The 21,134-nt window shown below is 65.7% G+C and carries 13 protein-coding genes; 3 read left to right on the top strand and 10 right to left on the bottom strand.

All coding sequences use genetic code 11. The features are described from left to right. Positions 1-40: 40 nt before the first annotated feature. On the bottom strand, positions 41-2,728 hold the full coding sequence (locus FIU89_RS21855) for a DUF4214 domain-containing protein (protein WP_152494710.1): 2,688 nt from the start codon (positions 2,726-2,728) through the stop codon (positions 41-43). 205 nt (positions 2,729-2,933) lie between these two features. Here FIU89_RS21855 and FIU89_RS21850 point away from each other — a divergent pair, with 205 nt between their 5' ends. After that, on the top strand, positions 2,934-3,863 hold the full coding sequence (locus FIU89_RS21850) for a glycosyltransferase family 2 protein (RefSeq protein WP_172978216.1): 930 nt from the start codon (positions 2,934-2,936) through the stop codon (positions 3,861-3,863). 18 nt (positions 3,864-3,881) lie between these two features. Here the strand turns inward: FIU89_RS21850 and FIU89_RS21845 are convergent, their stop codons facing one another. From FIU89_RS21845 to FIU89_RS21825, 5 genes are all read right to left on the bottom strand, one after another. After that, positions 3,882-4,844 carry an SIS domain-containing protein gene (locus tag FIU89_RS21845; RefSeq protein WP_152494708.1) on the bottom strand — a complete coding sequence of 321 codons (963 nt, stop codon included), beginning with the start codon at positions 4,842-4,844 and terminating at the stop codon, positions 3,882-3,884. 150 nt (positions 4,845-4,994) lie between these two features. Then, positions 4,995-6,401, bottom strand: coding sequence for a phosphomannomutase (locus FIU89_RS21840; protein ID WP_152494707.1), 1,407 nt, complete (start codon positions 6,399-6,401; stop codon positions 4,995-4,997). Between the two features lie 292 nt (positions 6,402-6,693). Further along, a complete protein-coding gene (locus tag FIU89_RS21835; protein WP_152494706.1) occupies positions 6,694-9,996 on the bottom strand; it encodes a DUF4214 domain-containing protein in 3,303 nt (1,100 codons plus the stop codon). A gap of 344 nt (positions 9,997-10,340) precedes the next feature. Next, positions 10,341-11,003 (bottom strand): ABC transporter ATP-binding protein, encoded by a 663-nt coding sequence (locus FIU89_RS21830; RefSeq protein WP_152494705.1) that lies wholly within the window; start codon positions 11,001-11,003, stop codon positions 10,341-10,343. 7 nt (positions 11,004-11,010) lie between these two features. Continuing rightward, positions 11,011-12,288 carry a capsule biosynthesis protein gene (locus tag FIU89_RS21825; RefSeq protein ID WP_254701914.1) on the bottom strand — a complete coding sequence of 426 codons (1,278 nt, stop codon included), beginning with the start codon at positions 12,286-12,288 and terminating at the stop codon, positions 11,011-11,013. 89 nt (positions 12,289-12,377) lie between these two features. On the opposite strand from FIU89_RS21825, the gene FIU89_RS21820 reads away from it, so the two are divergent. After that, positions 12,378-13,190, top strand: a complete 813-nt coding sequence (locus tag FIU89_RS21820; RefSeq protein WP_152494704.1) for an ABC transporter permease — start codon at positions 12,378-12,380, stop codon at positions 13,188-13,190. On the opposite strand, the gene FIU89_RS21815 is transcribed toward FIU89_RS21820, so the two are convergent. From FIU89_RS21815 to FIU89_RS21800, 4 genes are all read right to left on the bottom strand, one after another. Continuing rightward, positions 13,177-14,355 carry a hypothetical protein gene (locus FIU89_RS21815; RefSeq protein WP_152494703.1) on the bottom strand — a complete coding sequence of 393 codons (1,179 nt, stop codon included), beginning with the start codon at positions 14,353-14,355 and terminating at the stop codon, positions 13,177-13,179. The two genes, FIU89_RS21820 and FIU89_RS21815, sit on opposite strands and share 14 nt — an antisense overlap. Then, positions 14,352-16,844: a glycosyltransferase gene (locus FIU89_RS21810; RefSeq protein WP_152494702.1), complete on the bottom strand. Its 2,493-nt coding sequence runs from the start codon at positions 16,842-16,844 to the stop codon at positions 14,352-14,354. The genes FIU89_RS21815 and FIU89_RS21810 overlap by 4 nt, the downstream gene beginning before the upstream one ends. Positions 16,845-16,957: 113 nt before the next feature. Then, the gene (locus FIU89_RS21805) at positions 16,958-17,956 is read right to left on the bottom strand and encodes a ParB N-terminal domain-containing protein (RefSeq protein WP_152494701.1); all 999 of its coding nucleotides are present in this window, start codon (positions 17,954-17,956) and stop codon (positions 16,958-16,960) included. A gap of 76 nt (positions 17,957-18,032) precedes the next feature. Continuing rightward, entirely contained in the window at positions 18,033-19,424 is a 1,392-nt protein-coding gene (locus FIU89_RS21800) for an AAA family ATPase (RefSeq protein ID WP_152494700.1), read from the bottom strand. Positions 19,425-19,832: 408 nt separating this feature from the next. Between FIU89_RS21800 and FIU89_RS21795 the strand changes: the two genes are divergently transcribed. Then, positions 19,833-20,846, top strand: coding sequence for a replication initiator protein A (locus FIU89_RS21795; protein WP_254701917.1), 1,014 nt, complete (start codon positions 19,833-19,835; stop codon positions 20,844-20,846). Positions 20,847-21,134: the final 288 nt, after the last annotated feature.

Raw genomic sequence — 21,134 nt, 5'->3', positions numbered from 1 at the left:
TCCTTTTGCGACCTTAACCGGACGCGGATATGACGATGCGTCAGAACGCGAACATGCCGGGGTGGAAATCGTCCAGGGTCAGGCCACGTAATGTCACGCAGACCTGCTGATCGAAGAAGATCAGGTCATCCCCCCGCACCGCCAGATGGTCCCACACATCCGCTGCGTCGTCATAGCCGAACCCCTCGAAGACCAGCACATCCCAAGCTTCGGGGTCCACCACGGTATGGCTTGCCCGGGTGTCGGCGTGAAACACGAAACGGTCGGACATCATTCCGCCTTGAAGCACGTTCACCCCCTCTCCCCCGTCCAGCTGGTCGTCGCTCCCCTGGGCGCGGATCCAGTCGATCATCGGTTCGGCCATGGCCCGCTTGAACTCCGGACTGCCGGTAAAGCCCATCACCACGTCCTGGCGGCTCAGGGCGCCGCTGCCCAGCCCGTCGGTCCAGCCGGCCAGCCCGGCGGCGTCCGGCGCACGGCCCAGCACGTTCTCATAGAGCAGCGTGACGAAGGCGCTGTCCTCGGTCACATCATAGGTGCGCAGGAATTCCGCGGAGCCGGTAAAGCCCGACACCACGGTCCCGAGAGGCATGCCCTGCGCCAGCTGCCCGGTCCAGAAGGTGAACCCGCCAAGGTCGGGCACCCGGTCGAGCGTCGCCTGATAGAGCCGGAACACATCCTCCGACCAGGACGCCTGCAGAGCGGCCCGCGACACCTGCAGGACGTCGATGGCCGTGGCCGCGCGGAACTCCGCGCTTTCGGAAAAGCCGACGACGACCGCCGCCCGGCTCATCGCGCCGCTCTCCAGCCAGGCGGTCCAGTCGGTGAGCCCGGCGGCATCCGGAGCGCGGTTCAGCACGTTGTGATAGAGCAGCGTGACGAAATCCTCGGCGTCCAGCGCACCGTAGATTCTCCCGAACTCCCGGCTCTGCACGAAACCCTCGGCCGCCCCGGTCAGGTCGAGCCGGTTCCCGATCAGCAGATCGGCCCAGCCGAAAAGCCCCGGCATGTCCGGGGCGCGGTCGAGCGTCGCCTGGTAGAGACGGAATATCTGCCCCGCGACAGGGTCGAATTCGGCATCGACACTGCCCCCCGCCAGCCAGTCGTTCCCGGCATTCCCGACCAGCATGTCGGCGCCCGCGCCACCGGTCAGCGTGTCGTCGCCCGTTCCTCCTTCGAGAAAATTCGACGCCGCACTGCCGACGATGTTCTGGTCGCCCAGACCCAGCGGTTCCACCGGCAGATGCGACAGGTCGCGCAGGTCGGAGACGCTGAAATCCGCGGCCGTCAGGCGCTGACCGTCCGCGCTGCGCACCTCGGTGATCTCGTCGCCGAGGTGAATCTCCGCCCCCCAGGACCGCGTCCGGATATCCAGCGCCTCCACGCTGTAGAACCGGCCCATCTGCGACAGGTCGAGCCGATCCTCGCCCAGTTGAAAACCGGTGATCACATCCCGTTCACCGTCTGCCTGCAGAACGAAAATGTCGCGTCCCGCTTCGCCGGTCAGCACGTCCCGTCCGGCACCGTCGATCAGGATGCGGCCTCCAGCCTCCGCCGGCAGGGTGTCGTTGCCGACAGGCCGGTCGGACCCGCTCGCTCCGGTTGGCCGGTCCTCGCCCGCCTGTCCCTGCTGCGTGGTCACGTCGGACCCGAGCTCAACATCCAGCCAGGTGAGCCCCAGACCGCTGGTTTCCGCTTCGGGATGCGGCATGCGGCCCGCCACGGCGATCCCGAACCCGGTCTCTCCCGCCGCCAGCGCCAGAGCGGAGGGATCGGTCAGCGCCATGACATTGTCGTCGGAAATGCTCTGCAGGTGCAGCAGGCGCCCGCCCGGCAGCAGGGTCATCACCGTGAGCCCGTCGTCCATGCCGCCCGCCACGACGAAGACCCTGCTGCCGACCGCCACCGTCTCGAGCACCGACAGCCCCGAGAACCGCGTGTCGCGCTCGTCGATGACGTGATCGGTCACGACCATGCCACCGTCCGCCCCCAGCGCCACCACCGAAACCGAACTGGACCCTTGGGCACCGACCAGCGCATAGGACTGTCCGGCCGTCTCCACAACGTGCACATGCGTCGGCGACTTGACCCAGAGACCATCGCGCACATCGACCTGCCCCAGCACCGACATCTGCCCGTCCGCACCGACCTGAATCCGCATCAGGCGGTTTCCGGCGGTCGACAGCGCCAGCACCGTCCCGTCCCCCACGTCAGCGAGGGCCGGGACGTCACCCGGCACTAACCCGAGTGTCAGAGACTGTTCTACTGCTGCGAACCGGCTGTCGCCCGTCTGCTGCCAGATATTCAGGCTCTCGTGCTGGCGTCCCGCGCCGATCAGGAACTCCCGCCCGCCCGACTGCAGCATTGTCAGCGCGGTCAGGCCCTGCGTCCCGCCTTCCCCCGACACCGACAGGCCGAGGTCCGCCGCGATCTCGCCATTCGTCGCCAGCCGGACACCGCTCAGCGTCTGCCCGCCGGCCGCCAGCAATTGGGTGCTGCCGTCCGACTGCATCGCCAACAAGCTCCAGGGCGGCTCGAGACTGTGCGAGACCCCGAAGGAATGGGAATCCTGCCAGGTGAGAGTGGCCATGTCCCAGGCCTGTACGCGCCCCCCCTGCCCGGTCACGCTGTAAAGCATGCCCTGGTCCGGCAATACGACAAGATCGCTCAACCCGGTCAGCGCATCGACGTGCCCGTCGCTGCGCGTTGTTGCGTGACGTATCAACATTTCGCTTGCTGCCCATTCTCAGTCTCACCGCCGGGGGCAGACTGGACATCGGGCTTGTCGGGAGCGGGCAGGATTCTTGTCCAAATCTGGGAACATGACGAGAATGCGGTTCAAATCGGACCCATCCCGAGCGCCTCACCCTTGCGGGGGCGGGGCATCTGCGGCATCACACGGCTCAGCATTGATCCCAAACGGTGATCCGCACATGCCCGACCGCCAGCGCTTTACCATCCTGCTTTGCACCTATCAGGGCGAACGGCATCTGCCCGCGCAGTTGGAGAGCTACCTCGCACAGACCTACAAGGCCTGGGACCTGTGGGTCAGCGATGACGGGTCGCGCGATGCCACACGCGCCCTGATCGAGGCTTTCCGCGCCGAGGCCGGGCCGGACCGGACGGTGCGGATCATCACGGGGCCCGGGCAGGGAGCGACCCGGAACTTTCTGTCGCTGCTGTGCCATCCGGATCTTCCCCCCGGCCCCGTGGCGCTGTCGGACCAGGACGACATCTGGCTGCCGCACAAGCTCGAGCGCGCGGCAGCGGCGCTGTCGGCGGCGGCCCCCGTGACGCTTTACGGCGCACAAAGCCATTACGTGGACGCGGCCCTGCAACCGATTGGCAAATCCCCCCTGCCCCGGCGGGCCCCGAGTTTTGCCAATGCGCTGACGCAGAACATCGTCAGCGGGTATACCATGGTGCTGAACGACGACGCGCTGGCGCTGGCGCGCCGGGCCGGGGTGCCCGCCGCGGCACTGCCCTATCACGACTGGTGGCTCTACCAACTGATCTCGGGGGCCGGCGGCACGGTCGCGATCGACACAGAGCCTGCCGTGCTCTACCGCCAGCACGGCGACAACGTGATGGGCGCCCATCACGGCATGGCCGCGACCCTGAGACGGATGCGGATGGTCCTGGACCGGCGCTACGGCGACTGGTTGGACGCGAACATGACGGCGCTGGAGGCCTGCGACGCCCTCCTCACCCCGGACGCGCGGTCCCGGCTGGCGGCGGTGCGCGCCGTGCCGCGCGGCCATACCCTGCGGCGGGTGCTCGCCTTCGCCCGGGCGGGGCTGCACCGCCAGACACGGCGGACCACCGCGATGCTCTATCTCGCCGCGGCCCTGGGGCGGGTCTGAGCGGCGCGGGGCATGCGCTCAGACCACGCCCGCCCGCAGCAGGTCGTGGATGTGCAGGACGCCCAGGGGCACTTTGGCCGCGTCCACGATGATGACGACATTCACCTTCCGGGCGTTCATCAGCGCAAGCGCCTCGGGCGCGCGGCAGTCCGGCGCCAGGGTCAGCGGATCGGGATTGGCGATATCCAATGCCCTGCGCTCCATCAGGCCCTCCATGTTGCGCCTCAGATCACCATCCGTGATGATGCCGCTGACCCTGCCGTCCTTCATCAAAACACCGACACCGAAACCCTTGGAGGTCATGGCCAACAGGACCTCCGGCATCGGTGCGGTCTCGTCCAGCACGGGAATGGCGTCGCCGCCATGCATCAGGTCGGACACGCTGCGCATCTGCGCGCCCAGCTTGCCGCCCGGGTGATAGATGCCGAAATCCTCGGCGACGAAGCCGCGCTGCTCCATCAGCGCCACGGCCAATGCATCGCCAAGGGCCAGCGTCAGCGTGGTCGAGGTCGTCGGCGCCATCCCGATAGAACAGGCCTCGGGCAGCTTCGGCAGGGTCAGCCGGAAATCGGCCGCCCGCATCAGGGTGCTGTCGGGATTGGAGGAGATCCCGATCATCGGGATCCAGAACCGCTGCGTGTGATAGACGATATCGCGCAGCTCCGTCGTCTCGCCAGAATTCGAGATCAGGATGCAGACGTCGTCCGATCCGATCATGCCCAGATCGCCATGGCTGGCCTCGGTCGCGTGCACGAAATACGACGGCGTGCCGGTCGAGGCAAGCGTCGCGGCCAGCTTGCGCCCGATATGCCCGGACTTGCCGATGCCCGACACGATCACCCGCCCCTTGCAGTCGATCACCTTGTCGATGACGGCCTGGAAATCCGGCGGCAGATGATCCGCGAGATAGGCCAGGGCATCGGCTTCGATCATCAGGACGCGGCGGGCGACATCGGCACTGGGCGCAGCAGGTTCATGCATCTTGGGTCACTTCCGGTATGTAGCTCCGTCCGCCCGCCCTCGGGGGGAGCGCGCCAGAAAAGCACCCCCATGAAGGGGGCGGACAGTGTAGCGGCCGTCACACTTAGATGGGTATTTCACCTGTTGCAACCGGTCGGAAAGCCCGCCCGCTCACGGCTGCGGGGCAAAGGCGGCCTTCAGGCTGGTCAGATGGATGTCCAGCAGTTCCTGTGCGCGTCGTGCATCGGAAGCTTCCGCGTAGCAGCGGCATTCAGGGGCATTTCCCGACCCCCGCAGATGCACGATCTCGTCCTGGGCGAAACGGACGCGCAGACCGTCCGTCAGGTCCACCGATTGCTCCGCGCCGACCCCTTCGAAGAACCCGGCCCGCGCCGCCTTGTCACCGCTCAGCGCGGCGATCAGGGCCGCCGAGCGATCGGACGCGATGCCCTGGACCCGGTCAGAGGCTGTGAACCGGGCCGGCAGATCGGCCGCCAGCGCGCGCAGGTCCTGCCCCGCCGCGCGCGCGGCGGCCAGCGGTGCAACGAGGGGCAGCAGGCTGTCGCGGGTCATCAGCGGTTTCAGGGTGCCCGTACCGGCCTGCGCCGTAAAGCCCAGCAGGAAACCTCCGTTGGCCTCATATCCCACGACCTTGCAAGCCGGGTCCTGCGCAAGCATCTGCTCCATCGCCGAAATGACGAAGGGCGACCCGATGCGGGTGCGGACGATGGTGTCGAACTCTTCCATCCGGTCCACAAGCGTATTGGAGGACACCGGCGTCACGAGCGTATCGGCCCCCAGCAGACGCGCGGTGACCGGTCCGAGCACATCCCCCTGAAGCAAGGCACCGTCCGACCCCGCCAGCATCGGGCGGTCCCCGTCGCCATCCGTCGAGACGATCGCATCGAGCCCATGGTCGCGGGCCCAGCCCGCCAGCAGAAGGCGTGTGTCGGGATCGACCGCTTCGGTATCGACGGGGATGAACACATCCGAGCGGGCCAGCGACACCGTCCGCGCCCCCAGTCCGCGCATGATCTGCGTCATGACATCGCGCGCAACCGAACTGTGCTCGTAAACGCCTATGCGCAGCCCGCTCAGGGCCTCCGGCCCGAACGCCCGCAGGTAGCGGTCGACATAGTCCGGCAGGACCTGTGTACTCTGTCGCAGGTCGCCCCTGCCAGGCGCATCGCGGTCCTCCACCTCCAAGGCCGCGACGATCGCCGTTTCGTGGTCCTTCGAAATCTCGCCGTCCGGAACATAGAACTTCAGCCCGTTGCGATCCGCGGGAATATGGCTGCCGGTGATCATCACCGCCCCGTCCCCTGCCGCCATGCAGGTCATCGCAAGAGCCGGTGTCGGCACGGCGCCGTGGCTGACGGCCGTCAGGCCTGCGGCCCGGATGGCCGCGATCACCGCATCCGCGATGGCGGGGGAAGAGGGGCGCAGATCCCATCCCACATGCACGGCCCGGCCCTGCGGACAAGCCGCGATGAAGGCCCGCACGTAGCGGCGCACCAGATCCTCCGAAAGCTCCGATACGAGCCCGCGCAGGCCGCTGGTTCCAAATTTCGGTGCCATTGAACGTCCCCTTGTCCTGTGTCTTCTACCTATGTCTCTGACACGGTTGCCGGTGCAAGGCCCTCCGGGACGGTTTCAGCCTTTACCGCACCCCCGGTGACGCAGGAGCCACCCGGCATCGGGGCCCCGACGGAACCCTTCCCCGACGAGGCGCACCTGCCGGGACAGGCCTGATCCGATATTTTTTCAAAGGCGCCGCGGCACGATGTCTTCGCGATCCGATCCACCGGATGCCGCAGCCGCGCCCGGACGCAGGACCCATCAGTCCCGCATGTCCAGCGGCTTTCAGAGCCTAGAAACTGATCATGTCGTCACTGATGTTGGCTGCGAGCGTATTGTTGATGACGACAGTGACTCCCTGGTCGGCAAAGACGACATCCTCGTCCACCTGGCTCATCCGCCCACGGACATCCGCGGCGCTGGTGTAGCCGAAGCCTTCGAAAGACAGGACATCCCAGACTTCCATGTCCAGGACCTCGTGGGTTCCGTCGTCCTGCTCCGAGAAGACGAAGCGATCCGACAGCATGCCGCCCACCAGGGCGTTGTCGCCGCTGCCGCCTTCGAGTTGATCCTGGACCCCCAGATTGCGCACGTAGGATATCAGGTCCGGATAGGTGCCGTTGATGAACTCGTTGCTCTGCGAGAAGCCGGTGACGACCTCTTCGCGGCTCAGACCGCCGTCGATCAGGTCGATCCAGCCCTGCCGTTCGGCGTTCGAGGGCGCCCGGTCCAGCACGTTGTTGTAGAGCAGCGTGACGAACTCCTCGTCCGTGGTGGTGCCGTAGCGGGTCTGGAATTCCGAGGAATTCGTGAAACCCGACACCACGGACTGGAAGCTCTGCCCGTTGCCGAGGATCTCGGCCCAGCCCTTCAGGCCGGCCTCGTCCGGCGCCCGGTCCAGCGTCGCCTGGTAGAGCCGGTAGACGTCGTCGATCCAGATCGCGTTCGAGGCCTTGTCGATGAACGCATTGGCCGCGCTGGCAGTCAGGTTGACGAATTCCTGCGTCTCGGAGAATTGTAGCGCCACCTCCTGGCGCGTCAGCGAGCCGTTGTCGAGCGCATCGACGAAGCCCTGCGCGCCCGCGCCGGGCTCGCGCTCCAGCACGTTCTGGAACAGCAGTCCCACGAATTCGCTGTTGTCCACGCCGCCGTAGACGCGCTGGAATTCGGCGGAGTTCACGAAGCCCGCGGAGACCTCTTCCAGCGAGAAGCTGCCGTCGACGATCCACTGCGTCCAGAGCCCGTGGCTGACGTAATCCGGCGCCCGGTCCAGCAGCGCGTCATAGAGCCGGTAGACCTGCGACGAGACCTCGCGCACGGCGCCGATGTCCAGCCCGTCGCCCCAGAGCGCGTCGTCGCCGTCCTGGCCCCGCAGGCGGTTGTCGCCGAGGTCGCCGAAGATCTGGTCGTCGAAATTCGAGCCCTGGACCCATTCGATGTTCGCCAGGCTGTGGGTGAAGCCGTCCTGCCCCTCCGCCGTGGCGGTGCCGGCGCTCAGATCGACCATCACCCCGGTATCCAGACGGTGATAGCGGATCTGGTCGCGGTCGCCGGCGCCCCCGTCGACGGTGTCGTTGCCGCCGTCACGCAGGTCGAAGCTGTCGGCCCCGTTGGATCCGGCCAGGATGTCGGCGAAGGCGGTGCCGCGCACCTGCAGGTAATCGACCTGGTCGCCACCGGTGATCGTGTCGGTGCCGCCGAAGCCATCGTTGCTGACCAGCCCGCTGGTCAGGTTGACGACCGCGCCCTGGGTCGCCTCCGCCCCGTTGGCGTCGCGCTGGAACAGGAATTTCACCTCTCCGGTCGAGACGGACAGGTCGAAGGTGTCGTCGCCGCGGCCGCCGGTCACCTCGAGATAGCCGCCATCGCTGACGTCGAGGTCGAAGATGTCGCCGGTGTTCGAGCCGACGATGCCAAGGCCGTAGCCCAGCATGGGAATTTCGGCATTCAGGATCGTCGTGGTGCCCTGGAACCCCTTGTCGATCGTGGCGTTGCCGGTGGCGTTGACGGTGATCACCTGCGGGATGCCGGAGTCGCTCAGGCTGTAATGCGCCACGTTCAGGAACGAGGTCGCGCCCAGCGATGCGGTCTGGATCGTGTCGACCCCGGCGCCGGCGTCGATGTCGTCGAAATCGGTGTTCGACCCGGGATCAAGAAAGTCGTTTCCGTTGCCGCCGCGCAGCTGGTCGCTGCCCGCGCCGCCGATCAGCGTGTCGTTGCCTTCGCCGCCCTCGAGCCGGTCGTCATCCGCACCGCCCACCAGGCTGTCGTTGCCGTCGCGGCCGCGCAGCGTGTCGTTGCCGGCACTGCCGACCAGCGTGTCGTTGCCGTTGTAGGCGTCGAAGAGATTGTCGCCGCCGTCGCCCAGCATGAAGTCGTTGCCGTCCCGCGAGCCGCGGAATTGTTCGATATTCGAGACGGTATGGGTAAAGGCATTGCCGTCCCAGGTGCCGGTGACCACGCCGCCCGGCAGATCGACGTTGACCGCGCCGACGCCGCCGCGGTCATAGCGCAGGGTATCGAAGTTGCCACCGCCGTCCACGGTGTCGTTGCCCTGCTCGAGGATGAAGCGTTCGCTGCGCGCGGATCCCAGGATATTGTCGGCAAAGTCGGTGCCGCGGAAATCGAACGTGCCGGTACCGCCGAGGATGTTGATCATGTCGGTGCCACCGAAGCCGTCGTTGCTGACCACCCCGGTGGCGAGGTTCGCGGTGACCCCTTGGGATGGCCCGTCCGCGTAGCCGCCCCTGTAGTTGAGCCGCGTGGTGCTGCCCTCACTCAACGTCAGGTTGAAGATATCGTTGCCGCCCATGCCAGCGGCCTGCAGAAAGGCGTTCGGGGCCGACCCCGCCGTCAAGTTGAAGGTGTCGTTCTGTCCGGTGCCGTACAGGCTCAGACCTTCCTGGAGGGCATTGTTCACCGACAGGACCGTATCCGTGCCAAGACCCGTCTTGACCACGCTCATCGTGTTCGCGTTTCCGTCGAGGTTGACGCTGACGGGCCCTGCAATCTCTTCGTAGGTGAGGTCGACATAGGTCTGGGCGCTGGATCCCGACAGGTCGATCGTGTCGTTGCCGCCGCTGCCAACGATCGCGTCGCCCTCGAATTGCGGTGCGGCACCGGGGTTGATCTGGTCATTGCCGTGACCGCCGCCCAGAAAATCCTCGTTGGCGCTGCCCAGAATCGTGACCGGCTGCGAGACGCCATCGAACAGAAACTCAGCCCCGATTTCCGAACCCGACGCATCCAGGTTGATCGGCTGCAGGTTCAGCAGCCCTTCCAGGACACCGCCATCCCCGTCATTTTCGATCTGGTCCTCAATTGCCGCGATAAAGGTCGTCAGGTTCCATGATACCCCTGCAATCGACAGGACGAGATTTCCTGAGTTGTCCCTGATCGTCATGCTGTTCAGCGTGCCGGTCGGATCGCCGCCGGGTCCCGACTGGAAATTCGAACCGATGAGCGTCGTGGTGAATCCCGAGGTCTGGTCAATAACGTCAATTTGCGTCGCCGTCAGCGAAGCGACATCAGCGTCGGCAAAAGCGTCTTCGAAAAATGCATTGGTGGTTCCGGAAAAGGTGATGTTGGCAGGCATTTAATGTACGACCCTCGTTTATCATTTATCTGCTCCGAAGCGCCCAGCTCCGGAAAGTTACGCGTTACATTGTTCACAAAGTTCGCTTTGGCGATACAAGTGCATTAGTGCGCAGGACTGTAACAAGTTTTTGATCCGGATCAACAAAGTATCGCCTTATTGCAGCACGGCCGTGTCGTGCAGATCAGGTCCGCTCGCCTGTGAGCAAGGTTGCGATGCCGCACTGGCAAACGAGGACCCGAGCTTCTTTCGGTCGGTGGAAGGCTGACACTCTAGCCGAGCCGCCTCTCCTCCGGCGGTCGCGGACAATACGTGGTGTTTCGCGCGCGAAACACGCTCCCCGATCAGCCGCCGCCGGCCATGTTGCGGTTGTGATGGGCGATGGCCGCCTCGATGTCGTCGTAGTAGGTGAGTCCGCCCTCTTCGAGCACCGCGGCGGCATCGCACAGGGTCCGAACCTGGGCCATCGAATGGGTCACCATCACCGCCCCGGCAGAGCGCAGCCGCGCCTTGAAGACGCGGTCGCTCTTCTTGCGGAATTCGGCATCTCCGACCGCGGTGATCTCGTCGACCAGATAGGTGTCGAAGCCGATCCCCATGGACACCCCGAAGGCAAGCCGCGACCGCATCCCCGAGGAATAGGTGCGGAACGGCAGGTGGAAATGCACGCCAAGGCCGGCGAAATCCTCGACGAAATCGATCAGCGCATCGGTATCCACCCCGTAGATCCGCCCCACGAAACGCGCATTCTGCGCCCCGCTCAACTCGGGGTGAAAGGATCCGGCGAACCCCACCGGCCAGGAAATCGTGCCGCTCGACACGATCCGTCCCTCGGAGGGGGCCTCTGTCCCCGCAATGATCCGCAACAGGGTCGATTTGCCCGCCCCGTTGCGGCCCAGCAGCGCCACTGCGCGCCCGGTGGGAAACACGACATTTATGCGGTCGGCCACGATCTTGCGGCGGCCGTCCAGCGCATAGATCTTTGTAAGGTTATCGAACCTGATCATTGCGCGCTCAGCGGCGGTCCTTGACCGAATAGATCACCAACGACGTGATCGACCAGATCAGGAAGAGGAATAGCCCCACCAGCATCAGAAGGGTGGGACGCGAGGGATATTTCGCGGTCTGCGCCTGTGTCGGCTCCATGTAGGCGGCCAGATAGCGGGTCTTGCGCCGCGCTTCGGCCTGGGCGGAATCATAGGCTGCCAGCGCGCCCACATAGGTCTTCTCGGCAAACTGGCGGTCTAGGGTAAGGCGCTCGTATTCCCCGACGATCTCGGAAAAGGCGTTGTCACCCACCTCTGCCCCCTGGAAACCGAGTTTCTGACGTTCGGCGCCGATGCGCTTCTCGATCACCGCCAGCCGACGCTCGGCCTGTTCCAGCCGCGGATCGCCCGCCCGTGCGGTATCGTTCAGCATATCGATTTCAATCAACGCCTCGGCCTGCTGGACGTGTAGCGAACCCAGAAGGCCTGCCTGGCTTTGCAGGTCGCTCTCGGGGTTGATGATCTGGTTTTCGTTGCGGAAGCGGGTGATGGTCTCGCGCGCCTCCTTGAGCCGCTCCTGCGCCACGTCAAGTTCCTCGCGGGCATAGCTGATGGCATCCGCCCGGGCGATCGCGCTGAGCTGGTTGATCATCTCGGAGCTCTCGTCGAACAGGGTCTCCGCAATCTTCGTCGCGTCCTCAGGGGCGAAGGCGCGCACCTCCACTTCCAGCAACCCCGAGCCCGCGCCATAGGACAGCCGTACCATATTGTTCCAGTAGGAAACCAGATCCTCCACCGAGGCGTCCGGATCGAGCGAGAAGATCGGATCGCCTTCGGGTTTCGACCATATCCTGCGCAGATCGAGCGCCTTGTCGATATCGACGACAAGGCGCTGGCTCTGGATGAACTCGTAAAGGATGTCGGTATCGCTCGAACTGGATCCCGAAAAGCTGGTCAGACCACCCAGCAGGTCAATCGCGGAGTTGTTGTCTTCGCGGCGCACCGAAAACCCCACCTTAGAGACATATTGATCCGCGGCCAGGGTCCACAGGTACCACCCCGAGACGCCAGTGGGGACAAGCACGACCAGAACAAAGCTGAGGATCAGAAGCGCATGGCGCGGTCGCATGAACGCCCGCGCGACAGTCGGCGGGACCTGATCCGGCGCCTGGGCGGTCGACCCGGAGGGCGGCACCGCCTCGGCAGCCTGCTTTGCAGGACCAGGGGATCCGGGCCGGGGCAACGGCGACACATCCGGCATCCTGGGCGCCGTGGGCACAGGTGAAAACTTCTCACGCTTGGTCATGCATATGCCTTTTCTTTCAGTCCGGGCAACGGGTGTCCCACCTTGCATATACCCGTGGCAAGGGATCATAAAGATGTTATGCAGCCGCGATGACATACGATACGGCCCTGCCCCTGCCCGCCCGCCAGCCCCGGCGACGTTTCGCCTCGCTGCGCGCCATCGGCGCGTTGATCCTGCGCGAGATGTCGACCACCAATGGCCGTTCCCCCGGCGGATACCTCTGGGCCGTGCTCGAACCTGTGGCGGGCATCGGATTGCTGTCGCTGGTCTTTGCGGCGGCCTTTCGCAGCCCCCCCCTCGGGGTCAGCTTTCCAATGTTCTACTCCACCGGCATGCTGCTTTTCCTGACCTTCACCGACATCCACAACAAGGTAGCGCAGTCACTGCATTATTCACGGCAGCTGTTGGCCTACCCCACGGTCACTTTCCTGGATGCGATCATTGCGCGTTTCGTGCTCAACCTCATGACCCAACTCATGGTCGGATACGTCATCCTGATGGGTTGCATGCTGCTGTTCGAAACAAGGGTCACGCCCGATCTGACGGTCATTGTCGAAGCCTTTACGCTGACCGCGCTGCTGTCCCTAGGGATCGGTGTCCTGAACTGCTACCTGTTCACCCGGTTCGACATCATGCAGAAGGTCTGGTCGATCCTGATGCGACCGATGTTCATCATCTCCGGGGTCTTCTATCTGTTCGAAAGCCTGCCCGAGACCTATTCCGACTTCCTGTGGTACAACCCGCTGGTCCATGTCATCGGCCTGATGCGCCGCGGGTTCTACGGCACCTACGACGCCACCTACGTCTCCCCCGCCTATGTGACCGGCCTGTCGCTTGTGTGTCTGGCGGCCGGGCTGCTGCTGCTGCGGCGCAACCACCGCGACCTGCTCAACGGGATCTGATTGGCCATAATGGGGTGATCAGACGACGTATGGTTCCCGAACGCCAGATGGCATCAAGCGCCAGAAGCGTCTCAAACATGGATGACAGAGACGCATCCCATGCCTGTACGGACGCGCCTTCATCCAAGGCGGGCGGGAAGGCGGGAACCTGCTTGCCAAGCTCGCAGGCCACGTTTTCAATCCCGCTGCACAGGGCGGCCCGCAGATCCGGAAGCGCCGCGGGATCGTGCGGGCGACTTGGGCCCGACATGATACGGTCGTGATATCCCGCCTCGGATTGCCAGCGCGAGTCCGCGAACAGCAATGCAGCCTCCTCCTCCGGCAGCAGGGCAGTGATGCGCTTGTGCGTTTCGGCCACCAAGGGACGCAACCGGTGCACATGGCGCGGCAGGACGGCCCAGGACCGGGCCGCATCCGGCATCGGGCACCAGCGCTGAAAGACGAACTCCGCCGCAGTGTCATGCGCCGTCCTCCGGAATTGTCGATTGCGCAGAAAAAAGCCGGTCAGGCTCGGCGGTGCCGCGGCGTTGCGCACGGACGGAGCGGGCAGCGTTATGCCATAAAGGGCCGCAAAGTCGGCCACCGCATCGGGCCGGGTCGGACGGATATGCAGGCGCAGGTTGGGAATGGCCGCCCAGGCCTCCAGCAGCGGCCCGAAGCGGTAGAGCGGTGTGCCGCGGTCCAGCCAGGCATCCAGGCTCGGCGCGCCCCAGATCCCCCATTGCCACCAGGCCGCGTTGATCCAGTCGACCGGCGGACGCAGGTAGACCACCGCATCGACCGGCGGGTTGCCCCGCGCCTTCAATTCCTCAGCGAACCAACCGGGATGCGCAAGCCAACCTTCGCTGGACAGGATCGGCACATGCCGGAGCGAGCGGGCCCGGTCCAGGGCCCGGGTCAGCCCCGTCGCCAGCGCCGCAGGGCGGGTCTCGGGGGACAGATTCGGCCAGTTGAGATAGCCGTAGACCGACCGCTGCCCGAGGGCCCTGACCGCGGCGCCGTAAAAGGGTCTCAGTCCGGATCGGCCGTGACGGCACCCAACATAGCGCAGCGGCCTGTCGAGGGTGCTGGCGGAGTGGTCCGGCCGGGCGGTCAGCGCCGCCTGCAGAGCCGAACTCGCGCATTTCGGCGCCCCGAGGTGCAGGATGAGATGCGGATCGGTCATGACATATCAGCCGACAGGACCGCCAGCAGCGCCGCGACATCCATGCCATCGGGGCCGGGGCAGGGCAGGGCGGTGCCGTTGGGGGCTGCGCGCACCGCGTCGCCCTGCGCCCCCAGGTCAAAGGCCAGCACGGGCAGGCCGGTGGCCAGCGCCTCATGGGTGGTGAAGGAAAAGGTCTCGGGCCAGACCGACGGCACAAGCCAGGCCGTGATGCCGTAGCGGGCCACCAGCCCCGGCAGATCCTCGATCCGGTACCGGCCATGCACGCGGGCGGGCGCGGCTAGCGTGTATTCCGGCGCCAGCCGCCCGATCACCACCAGCCGCGCCGCCCCCGAACGGGCCAGCGACTGGCTGAGCTGCACGAGCACATCCGCCCCCTTGTGCGGGCCGATGTTGCCCAGCACGCCGATGATCGGCACGCCGTCCGCCCGCGCGCCGGGGCGCAGCCGGGGCGGCACCACGGGCAAGGCGTGGGGGCGGGTGGTGATCGCAGCGCGACAGGACGGATAGGCCATGCACAGGATATCGCGGCTGGCCTCGGAAAAGACCTCGATCCGGGCGGCCGCCGCCAGCAGTGCGCCCCATTCCGCCTGCCAGGCGGCCAGGCCGGTCCGCGTGCCGTCGGGGCCGCGCCAGTGATGTGCCGGATCGCGGCCCGCGGTGTTTTCAGGCAGGGGCACACCGCGCCAGACACCGTCGGCACCAAGCAGGGTATAGCTGGGGCTGATGGGAAAATAATCATGCAGCAGCACCTCGACGGGTTGCGGTTCCGGCCCGACCGCCCGGGGTCCCCTGCCTGCCAGTGACAGCAGCACGCGCGGCAGGCCGGCGGGGTCGGCGTCGCCCACGCCGCAGGAATAGATGATGCGGCGCCGGGGCAGACGGCTTACCAGGGCCTCCACAGTCTCTAATCCGTCGGAAATACCTGCGGTCATACCCTCGGGCCCGTGCAATTCCAGCGTCCACCGCCAGCCCCGCCCGACACGCAGGACCACCGCACTTTCCCCCGCCCCGGTCCGCGCGGCGATCCGGGTTTGCAGGTCGCTTTCGGCCCCGCCGCCCATGGCATGGGCCAGCCAGACCGGGACCGGATCCCGCGCCCTGGCGGCCGCCAGCGACAGCCCGAGCGCCAGCCGCGCCGTGACCAGCGGATCGGCGGCCACGAAGCTGCGCACCTCGGCATCGAAACCGGGATAGCGATTCGAGATCACGTCCGCATTCCGCTGTATCAGAGCCTTTTTCGCGGCGGATCCGAAGGAGGCCCCGCCGCGATGTTCCACAAAGAGATCCGCCGCCGCCACATGCCGCCCGCCCGCGAGGAGGGCCTTGCGGCACCAATCCACCTCCTCGCCGTAGCCGCGGCCGAACGCCGTATCGAACTGCGGTATCCGGGCAAGGTAGCGCGGCGACAGCGCCATGCAAAACCCCACGCCGGTCGGCAGGTCCACCCTTGCGGCGGCTGCATTGATCCGGGCCGCCTCCTGGGCAAGGTCATAGCCTTCCCCCGGCCGCAGATCGACCCGGCGGGAAATCACCGGCACCGTGAAGATCTCCGCATCGTTGGAAAATGGCGTGACGGAAGCGACCGTCGGATCCTCCAGCGGCGCAAGCAGTCGCGCCGCCCAACCCGCAGGCACAAGCGCGTCGGAGTTGAGCAGCACCACCGGCGCCCCAGGGTCGCGTGCACGGGCCGCCGCCAGCCCGCGGTTTGCCGCGCCCACGAAGCCCAGGTTGGTCTCGTTCAGGATCAACGTCACCCTATCCTTTCTGGCCTGCGCCCAGCCCTGCAGCCAGGGCCGCAGTTCGGGATCGGAGGACTGGTCCTCGACCGCTATGAGGTGCCAGCCCGGCGGGCTGTGCCGTGCGACCCGCTCCAGCGCCTCGCGCAGCAGCTCCAGGGCATTGTAGACCGGCATCACGATGATGAAGGCATCGGAGCCCGAGGGGGGCGGTGCCCCCGCGGGGTCAAGGACCGCTGGGTCCAGCGCACCGGCCGGGGAGGGTGGCACCAAGCTCAGCGCTTCCTTGACCCGCTCGCGCGCACCCAGATCCCCGGTGCGCTTCCAGCGCCAGATCACCGGAGCAAGGCGTATCAGCCTGACGCAGAAGGGTATGAACCTCCGGGCCCGTGCCAGCCTGATCTGACGGTCGCTGAACCCCGAAAACGGCTGGACAAATGTGCCGTCGGCATGTTCCACCACAAGCTGCGCGGGGCCGGGGGCATAGGGCAGGTCGAGAACGAACGGCGCCTGTCCGTCCGGATCGCGCGGTCCGGGCAGCGCGCTGCTTTCGGCAGCCCCCTGGCGCAGGATGACGCGGACGGTCGCCGCCCGCCCCCTTACCGTCAAACGCCCGGCCTCGACCGAGATACGTTCGATTGCGCCAACCGGATGCCCGGCCGGATCCTGCAGGAGCGGACCGGGACGGTCGAGCTTGGCGGTTTCGGCAGCGTAGTACTGGAAGACGCGGTAGGTGCGGATGAACAGCAAGGATTTTCCCTCTTACCCCGATCGGCTCCGGATAGTGACCTCACCGGGCGGATGCAAGAACTCCGCGAGAGGAAATGTTTCGCGCGCGAAACATTTCCCGCAGGAGGCTGTGGTCAGTCGGAATCCTGCAGATGGCGCCGCAGGGCGTCGATGAAATCCGGGGTCACGCCCGGTCCGGACAGGACCAGACGGTCCTTGCCGTCATGCTGCATGAATACCCCCTTGCGGGGTTCCTCCCGCGGCGCGGCCGGGGGTGCCTCGGCGGTCTTCAGACGCTTGAGGAACCGCTCCAGACAGGCCTTTTCCGCCTGCGGGTCGCGGGCGTCGGCCTCCTGCAGGTCCCGGGCCAGCCGGGGACCGCGCCGCGGGTCTTCCTCCAGCGCGGTGGAAAGCTTCAGGCCGAGCCTTTCACCGATGTCCTCGGGGAACCGCAGGACCGTGTCCAGCGCCGAGACCAGCCGGAGAAAAGAACCTATCTTGGAGCGTTTGGCCCGAGACGCATTGGCATAGAGACTGCGCAGGGCGACGCCCGTATCTTCAAAGACATTCATGTCCACCGCCCGGGCGGCGATGCGGGCGCGTTCGTAATGGCTCAGCCCGACACGGATTTCGTTTTCCTCGACCATGGCGAGATAACTCTCGGCGCTGTCTTCGGGCCGCCGCAGCAGCGCGAGCACCGTGTCGAACCCTGCGTCGGGCCGTTCCGCCGCAAGCCGCTTCAGCGCCGTCAGACGGCGCCAGCCGGAAATCAGCCCGTAGCGGTCCCCCGGCAGGGCTGCGACCTCGATCGGCATCTGCTGTCCGCGCGCCGCAATGGAGGCGCAAAGCGTGTTCAGCTCGTCATCATCGACACGGATGCGGTCGCGGACCAGGTAATCCGTTTCGATCGCGTCCAGGGACAGCGACAGCACCATGCGACCGTCCTCCCGGGCGCGCCGCAGTGTTTCGGACACTTCCTCGAGCGCGGCGACCAAGGAGCTGTCGCCAGCCACCTGCGCCACCGGGGCCCGGCGCGTCTGGGTGGGGGCAACGCCCATGAAATATGCCTTGGTTTCCAACGGCTCCTCCCGATATTCGGGGTTGGCGGCGGTCAGGCGCTTGCGTTTGCTCATGTCAGGCACTCCTTTGCTGAAGACAAAGCGCAATGTTCACCGGCAGCCGTAACCAAAATGCCGTTCCTGCGCACGCTCATTCCGCGACCTCGAGCAGGTTCAGTTCATCGCGCCGCCAGGCTCCGACCAGCAGCGCCTTGAAGGCGGCATATGTGGCATCGAAGGTTTCACGGCCACGGACGTAGGTTTCGCGGTTGAAATCGCGGTAATCGGCCTCGTAGATGCCCTGTACCTGTTCGCCGGCCTGGCCGATCAGCGCGGTGTAATCCTGCCGGTGCGGCGACAGCACCTGCCCCAGGTAGGTCTGCATCAGGCTGGCAAGCTCGCCCTGCTGGGTCGCGTCGTAGCGGGTCAGGACCGCGCGCACCGCGTCCCATTCAAAGGCCAGCCCGTCGCGGCCCAGGGCGCGGGCTGCCATGTTCTCGGCCTCCTCGATGGAGCCGAAGGTGGCCTGCAGCATGTCGAAGAACCGCCCCGTGGAATCGAATTCGAGGAACGAGGCGCCGAGCGGGACCAGCAGGATGTCCGCCGCCGCCAGCCCGTTGATCGTCAGGTACCCCAGGGCCGGGGGCGTATCGAGGAACACGACGTCATAGGCATCGAGCAGCCCGTCCTCGGCCAGGCTGTCGGTCAGCGCGTCCCAGAGCTTCCAGCCGCGCCCGGCCATGCGCCAGACCGGAATCTGGAACTCCGCCCAGTAGAGGTTCAACTGCGCGCCGATCAGGTCGATGTTGGACCAGTGGGTTTTCTGCACCAGGTCGCCCGCCTTCGTTTTCAGGGCTTCGACCAGCGTGTCGTCCAGGGGCTGCGGTGTCTCGCCACGGTCCAGCCGGCGCTGGTTCTCGGCCTGCTGGTGGCGCGCATAGTGGCGCGCGATCAGCGGAAAGACGGTGCCCCATTCATCTGCCACCTTGCCGCCGAAGATCGAGGTCATCGACCCCTGGCTGTCCAGGTCGATGACCAGCACCCGGTAGCCGTCCAGTGCCGCCGACATCGCCAGGTGCGCGGCGGTGGAGGTCTTGCCGACACCGCCCTTGAAGTTGGCCACGGCGGTGATCTTGGCGGGCAGATTCGCAGGACGGTAGGGCAGGTAGTTCTTGGCCTTCGACCCTTCGGCGGCGAAATGCGCTCTGAGCCGCAGAACTTCATCGAGGGTGAACCACTTCGCGGCACCCGCGCTTTCCGACCGGCCTTGGGGCAAATGCGGGTTCTGCTTGAGGACGCGGCGAAAATGGCCGGTGGCCACGGGAATTAGATAGCGGGTGATCTCCCAGGTCGAGAACCGGCGCAGGGTGCGCAGGCCGTCCTTCTCCAGTCCGCGCGACGCAAGGTCGCTGCGCCCCGCGGCACAGGCCTTGGCGATGGCCTGGAAGCTGGCGGTGTCCGCGGGGTCCCCCAGCTGGGAGAGCGCCGCATCGGGGGTGATGGTGAAGTAGGGCGGCAAGCCTGCCTGTGTGTCGCCGGGCATCGTGATATCCGTTCATGTTAGCATTATCTGCGAAGATATCACAAAAAGCGCAACATGGAACCTTATTCGCCACATCCTTGTTTTTTCTATGCAATGCAGGGGGTCAGGTTCTGTATCTGCATCGCATTTTCGGAGGGTGGCCCCGCAATATCCAGTTATTTTTTTGTTAGATATACGTTACGGGATCATGGGGTTCCAGCGAAGCCATTATGAGAAAAGGCAAATTCGCTCTCATCCGGGAACCGTGTGACTCCGATCCCCCGATAAGGCGATTCCGATCCGCCGCTTGTGCGACTCCGATCCGCCGATACTATGCTGGACGGACTCGGTGGATAACTTTAGGGTTGGTGTCACTGAAACCCCGATAAGAAGAAACGTCCATAAAGGACGTGAACGAGGGCACGAGCAGTGAGTGCGACATCCCGGACCGGCGGAGGCCTGCTGCCCGACCGCCACCCCACGGCGGATTTCTTCGTCTGCGATTTCCTTGACGTCAGCCTCAAGGACGATCTGGGCACGATGGAGCACCCGATCTTTTCGCTGGCCACGCGGCCCGACCGGCGGGTGCTGTCCTATGCGCATAACGATGTGCAGGTGCAGGTCACGCCCAGTGTCCGGGGCCGGGCGACGATCCATGACAAGGACATCCTGATCTACTGCGTGAGCCAGCTGATGGCGGCGCTCAATGCCGGGCGGGAGATCAGCCGCACGCTGCATCTCAAGGCGCATGATCTGCTGGTGGCGACCAACCGTGATACATCCGGCGATGCCTATGCCCGCCTCAAGGAGGCCTTCGAGCGGCTTGCCGGGACACGGATCACCACGAACCTCGCGACCGGCGGTGTGGAGACCACCAGCGGCTTTGGTCTGATCGAGGCCTGGGAGATCGTGCGCCGCTCCAGGGGGGGGCGGATGATGCATGTGACGATCACGCTGTCGGACTGGCTGTTCCGGGCGGTGCTGTCGCGCTCGGTGCTGACGCTGAACCGCGACTATTTCCGCCTGCGCAAGCCGCTGGAGCGGCGGATCTACGAGTTGGCGCGCAAGCATTGCGGGCGGCAGGCGGAATGGACCGTCAGCGTCGCGACCCTGCACAAGAAGGCGGGCTCCGCGGCCCCCCTGCGCGTGTTTCGCGCAGCTCTGCGCCGGATGATCGAGGCGGGAAACCTGCCGGATTACACGCTGCGCGAGGCGCCGGGCGATCTGATCGTCGTGACACGTGAAACCATGATCGAGGTGGCGGGCGCCCCGCTGCTCGATCCCCGGACGCTCGATGTGGTCCGCGAGATCATGCCGGGGGCGGACGTCCATGCGCTGGCCGCGCAATGGCAGGCCTGGTGGGCGTCATCGGGCCGCAAGCGCCTGTCGGACCCTCAGGCCGCGTTTCTGGGCTGGGTGCGCACGCAGGACGAACGGGGATAGAGCGGCGGTTTGTCCTGATCGTCTGACGAATACCCCCGACCCTGACGGGCCGGGGGCACGATTGACCGAATGCAAAGCCAAGAAGGCTCCTGCCAGCATGTGGACTAGGTTCGTCCCCCCTTCAGGCACGGCAGGTCACAGACGGTCAATTACAATTCAATTCGAAACATGGCGTCACATGGTTGACGATAGCGGATGTCAGACACGCATGCGTTGCATAATATAAACACACAAAGCTGCACCACATGAAGTAAAAACCGGAATATCCGGAAATTTCGGAAAAATACC

The sequence above is a fragment of the Roseovarius sp. THAF27 genome (assembly GCF_009363655.1).
In the GTDB taxonomy this organism is placed as follows: domain Bacteria; phylum Pseudomonadota; class Alphaproteobacteria; order Rhodobacterales; family Rhodobacteraceae; genus Roseovarius.
This window is presented reverse-complemented; position numbering and strand designations above follow the sequence as displayed.

Bases quoted from the DNA above. Each gene is read 5' to 3' on its own strand.
- FIU89_RS21815 (WP_152494703.1), bottom strand. From the start codon at position 14,355: ATGACCGATCCGCATCTCATCCTGCACCTCGGGGCGCCGAAATGCGCG.
- FIU89_RS21820 (WP_152494704.1), top strand. From the start codon at position 12,378: ATGACATACGATACGGCCCTGCCCCTGCCCGCCCGCCAGCCCCGGCGA.
- FIU89_RS21835 (WP_152494706.1), bottom strand. From the start codon at position 9,996: ATGCCTGCCAACATCACCTTTTCCGGAACCACCAATGCATTTTTCGAA.
- FIU89_RS21805 (WP_152494701.1), bottom strand. From the start codon at position 17,956: ATGAGCAAACGCAAGCGCCTGACCGCCGCCAACCCCGAATATCGGGAG.
- FIU89_RS21850 (WP_172978216.1), top strand. From the start codon at position 2,934: ATGCCCGACCGCCAGCGCTTTACCATCCTGCTTTGCACCTATCAGGGC.
- FIU89_RS21825 (WP_254701914.1), bottom strand. From the start codon at position 12,288: ATGACCAAGCGTGAGAAGTTTTCACCTGTGCCCACGGCGCCCAGGATG.
- FIU89_RS21840 (WP_152494707.1), bottom strand. From the start codon at position 6,401: ATGGCACCGAAATTTGGAACCAGCGGCCTGCGCGGGCTCGTATCGGAG.
- FIU89_RS21830 (WP_152494705.1), bottom strand. From the start codon at position 11,003: ATGATCAGGTTCGATAACCTTACAAAGATCTATGCGCTGGACGGCCGC.
- FIU89_RS21845 (WP_152494708.1), bottom strand. From the start codon at position 4,844: ATGCATGAACCTGCTGCGCCCAGTGCCGATGTCGCCCGCCGCGTCCTG.
- FIU89_RS21855 (WP_152494710.1), bottom strand. From the start codon at position 2,728: ATGTTGATACGTCACGCAACAACGCGCAGCGACGGGCACGTCGATGCG.
- FIU89_RS21800 (WP_152494700.1), bottom strand. From the start codon at position 19,424: ATGCCCGGCGACACACAGGCAGGCTTGCCGCCCTACTTCACCATCACC.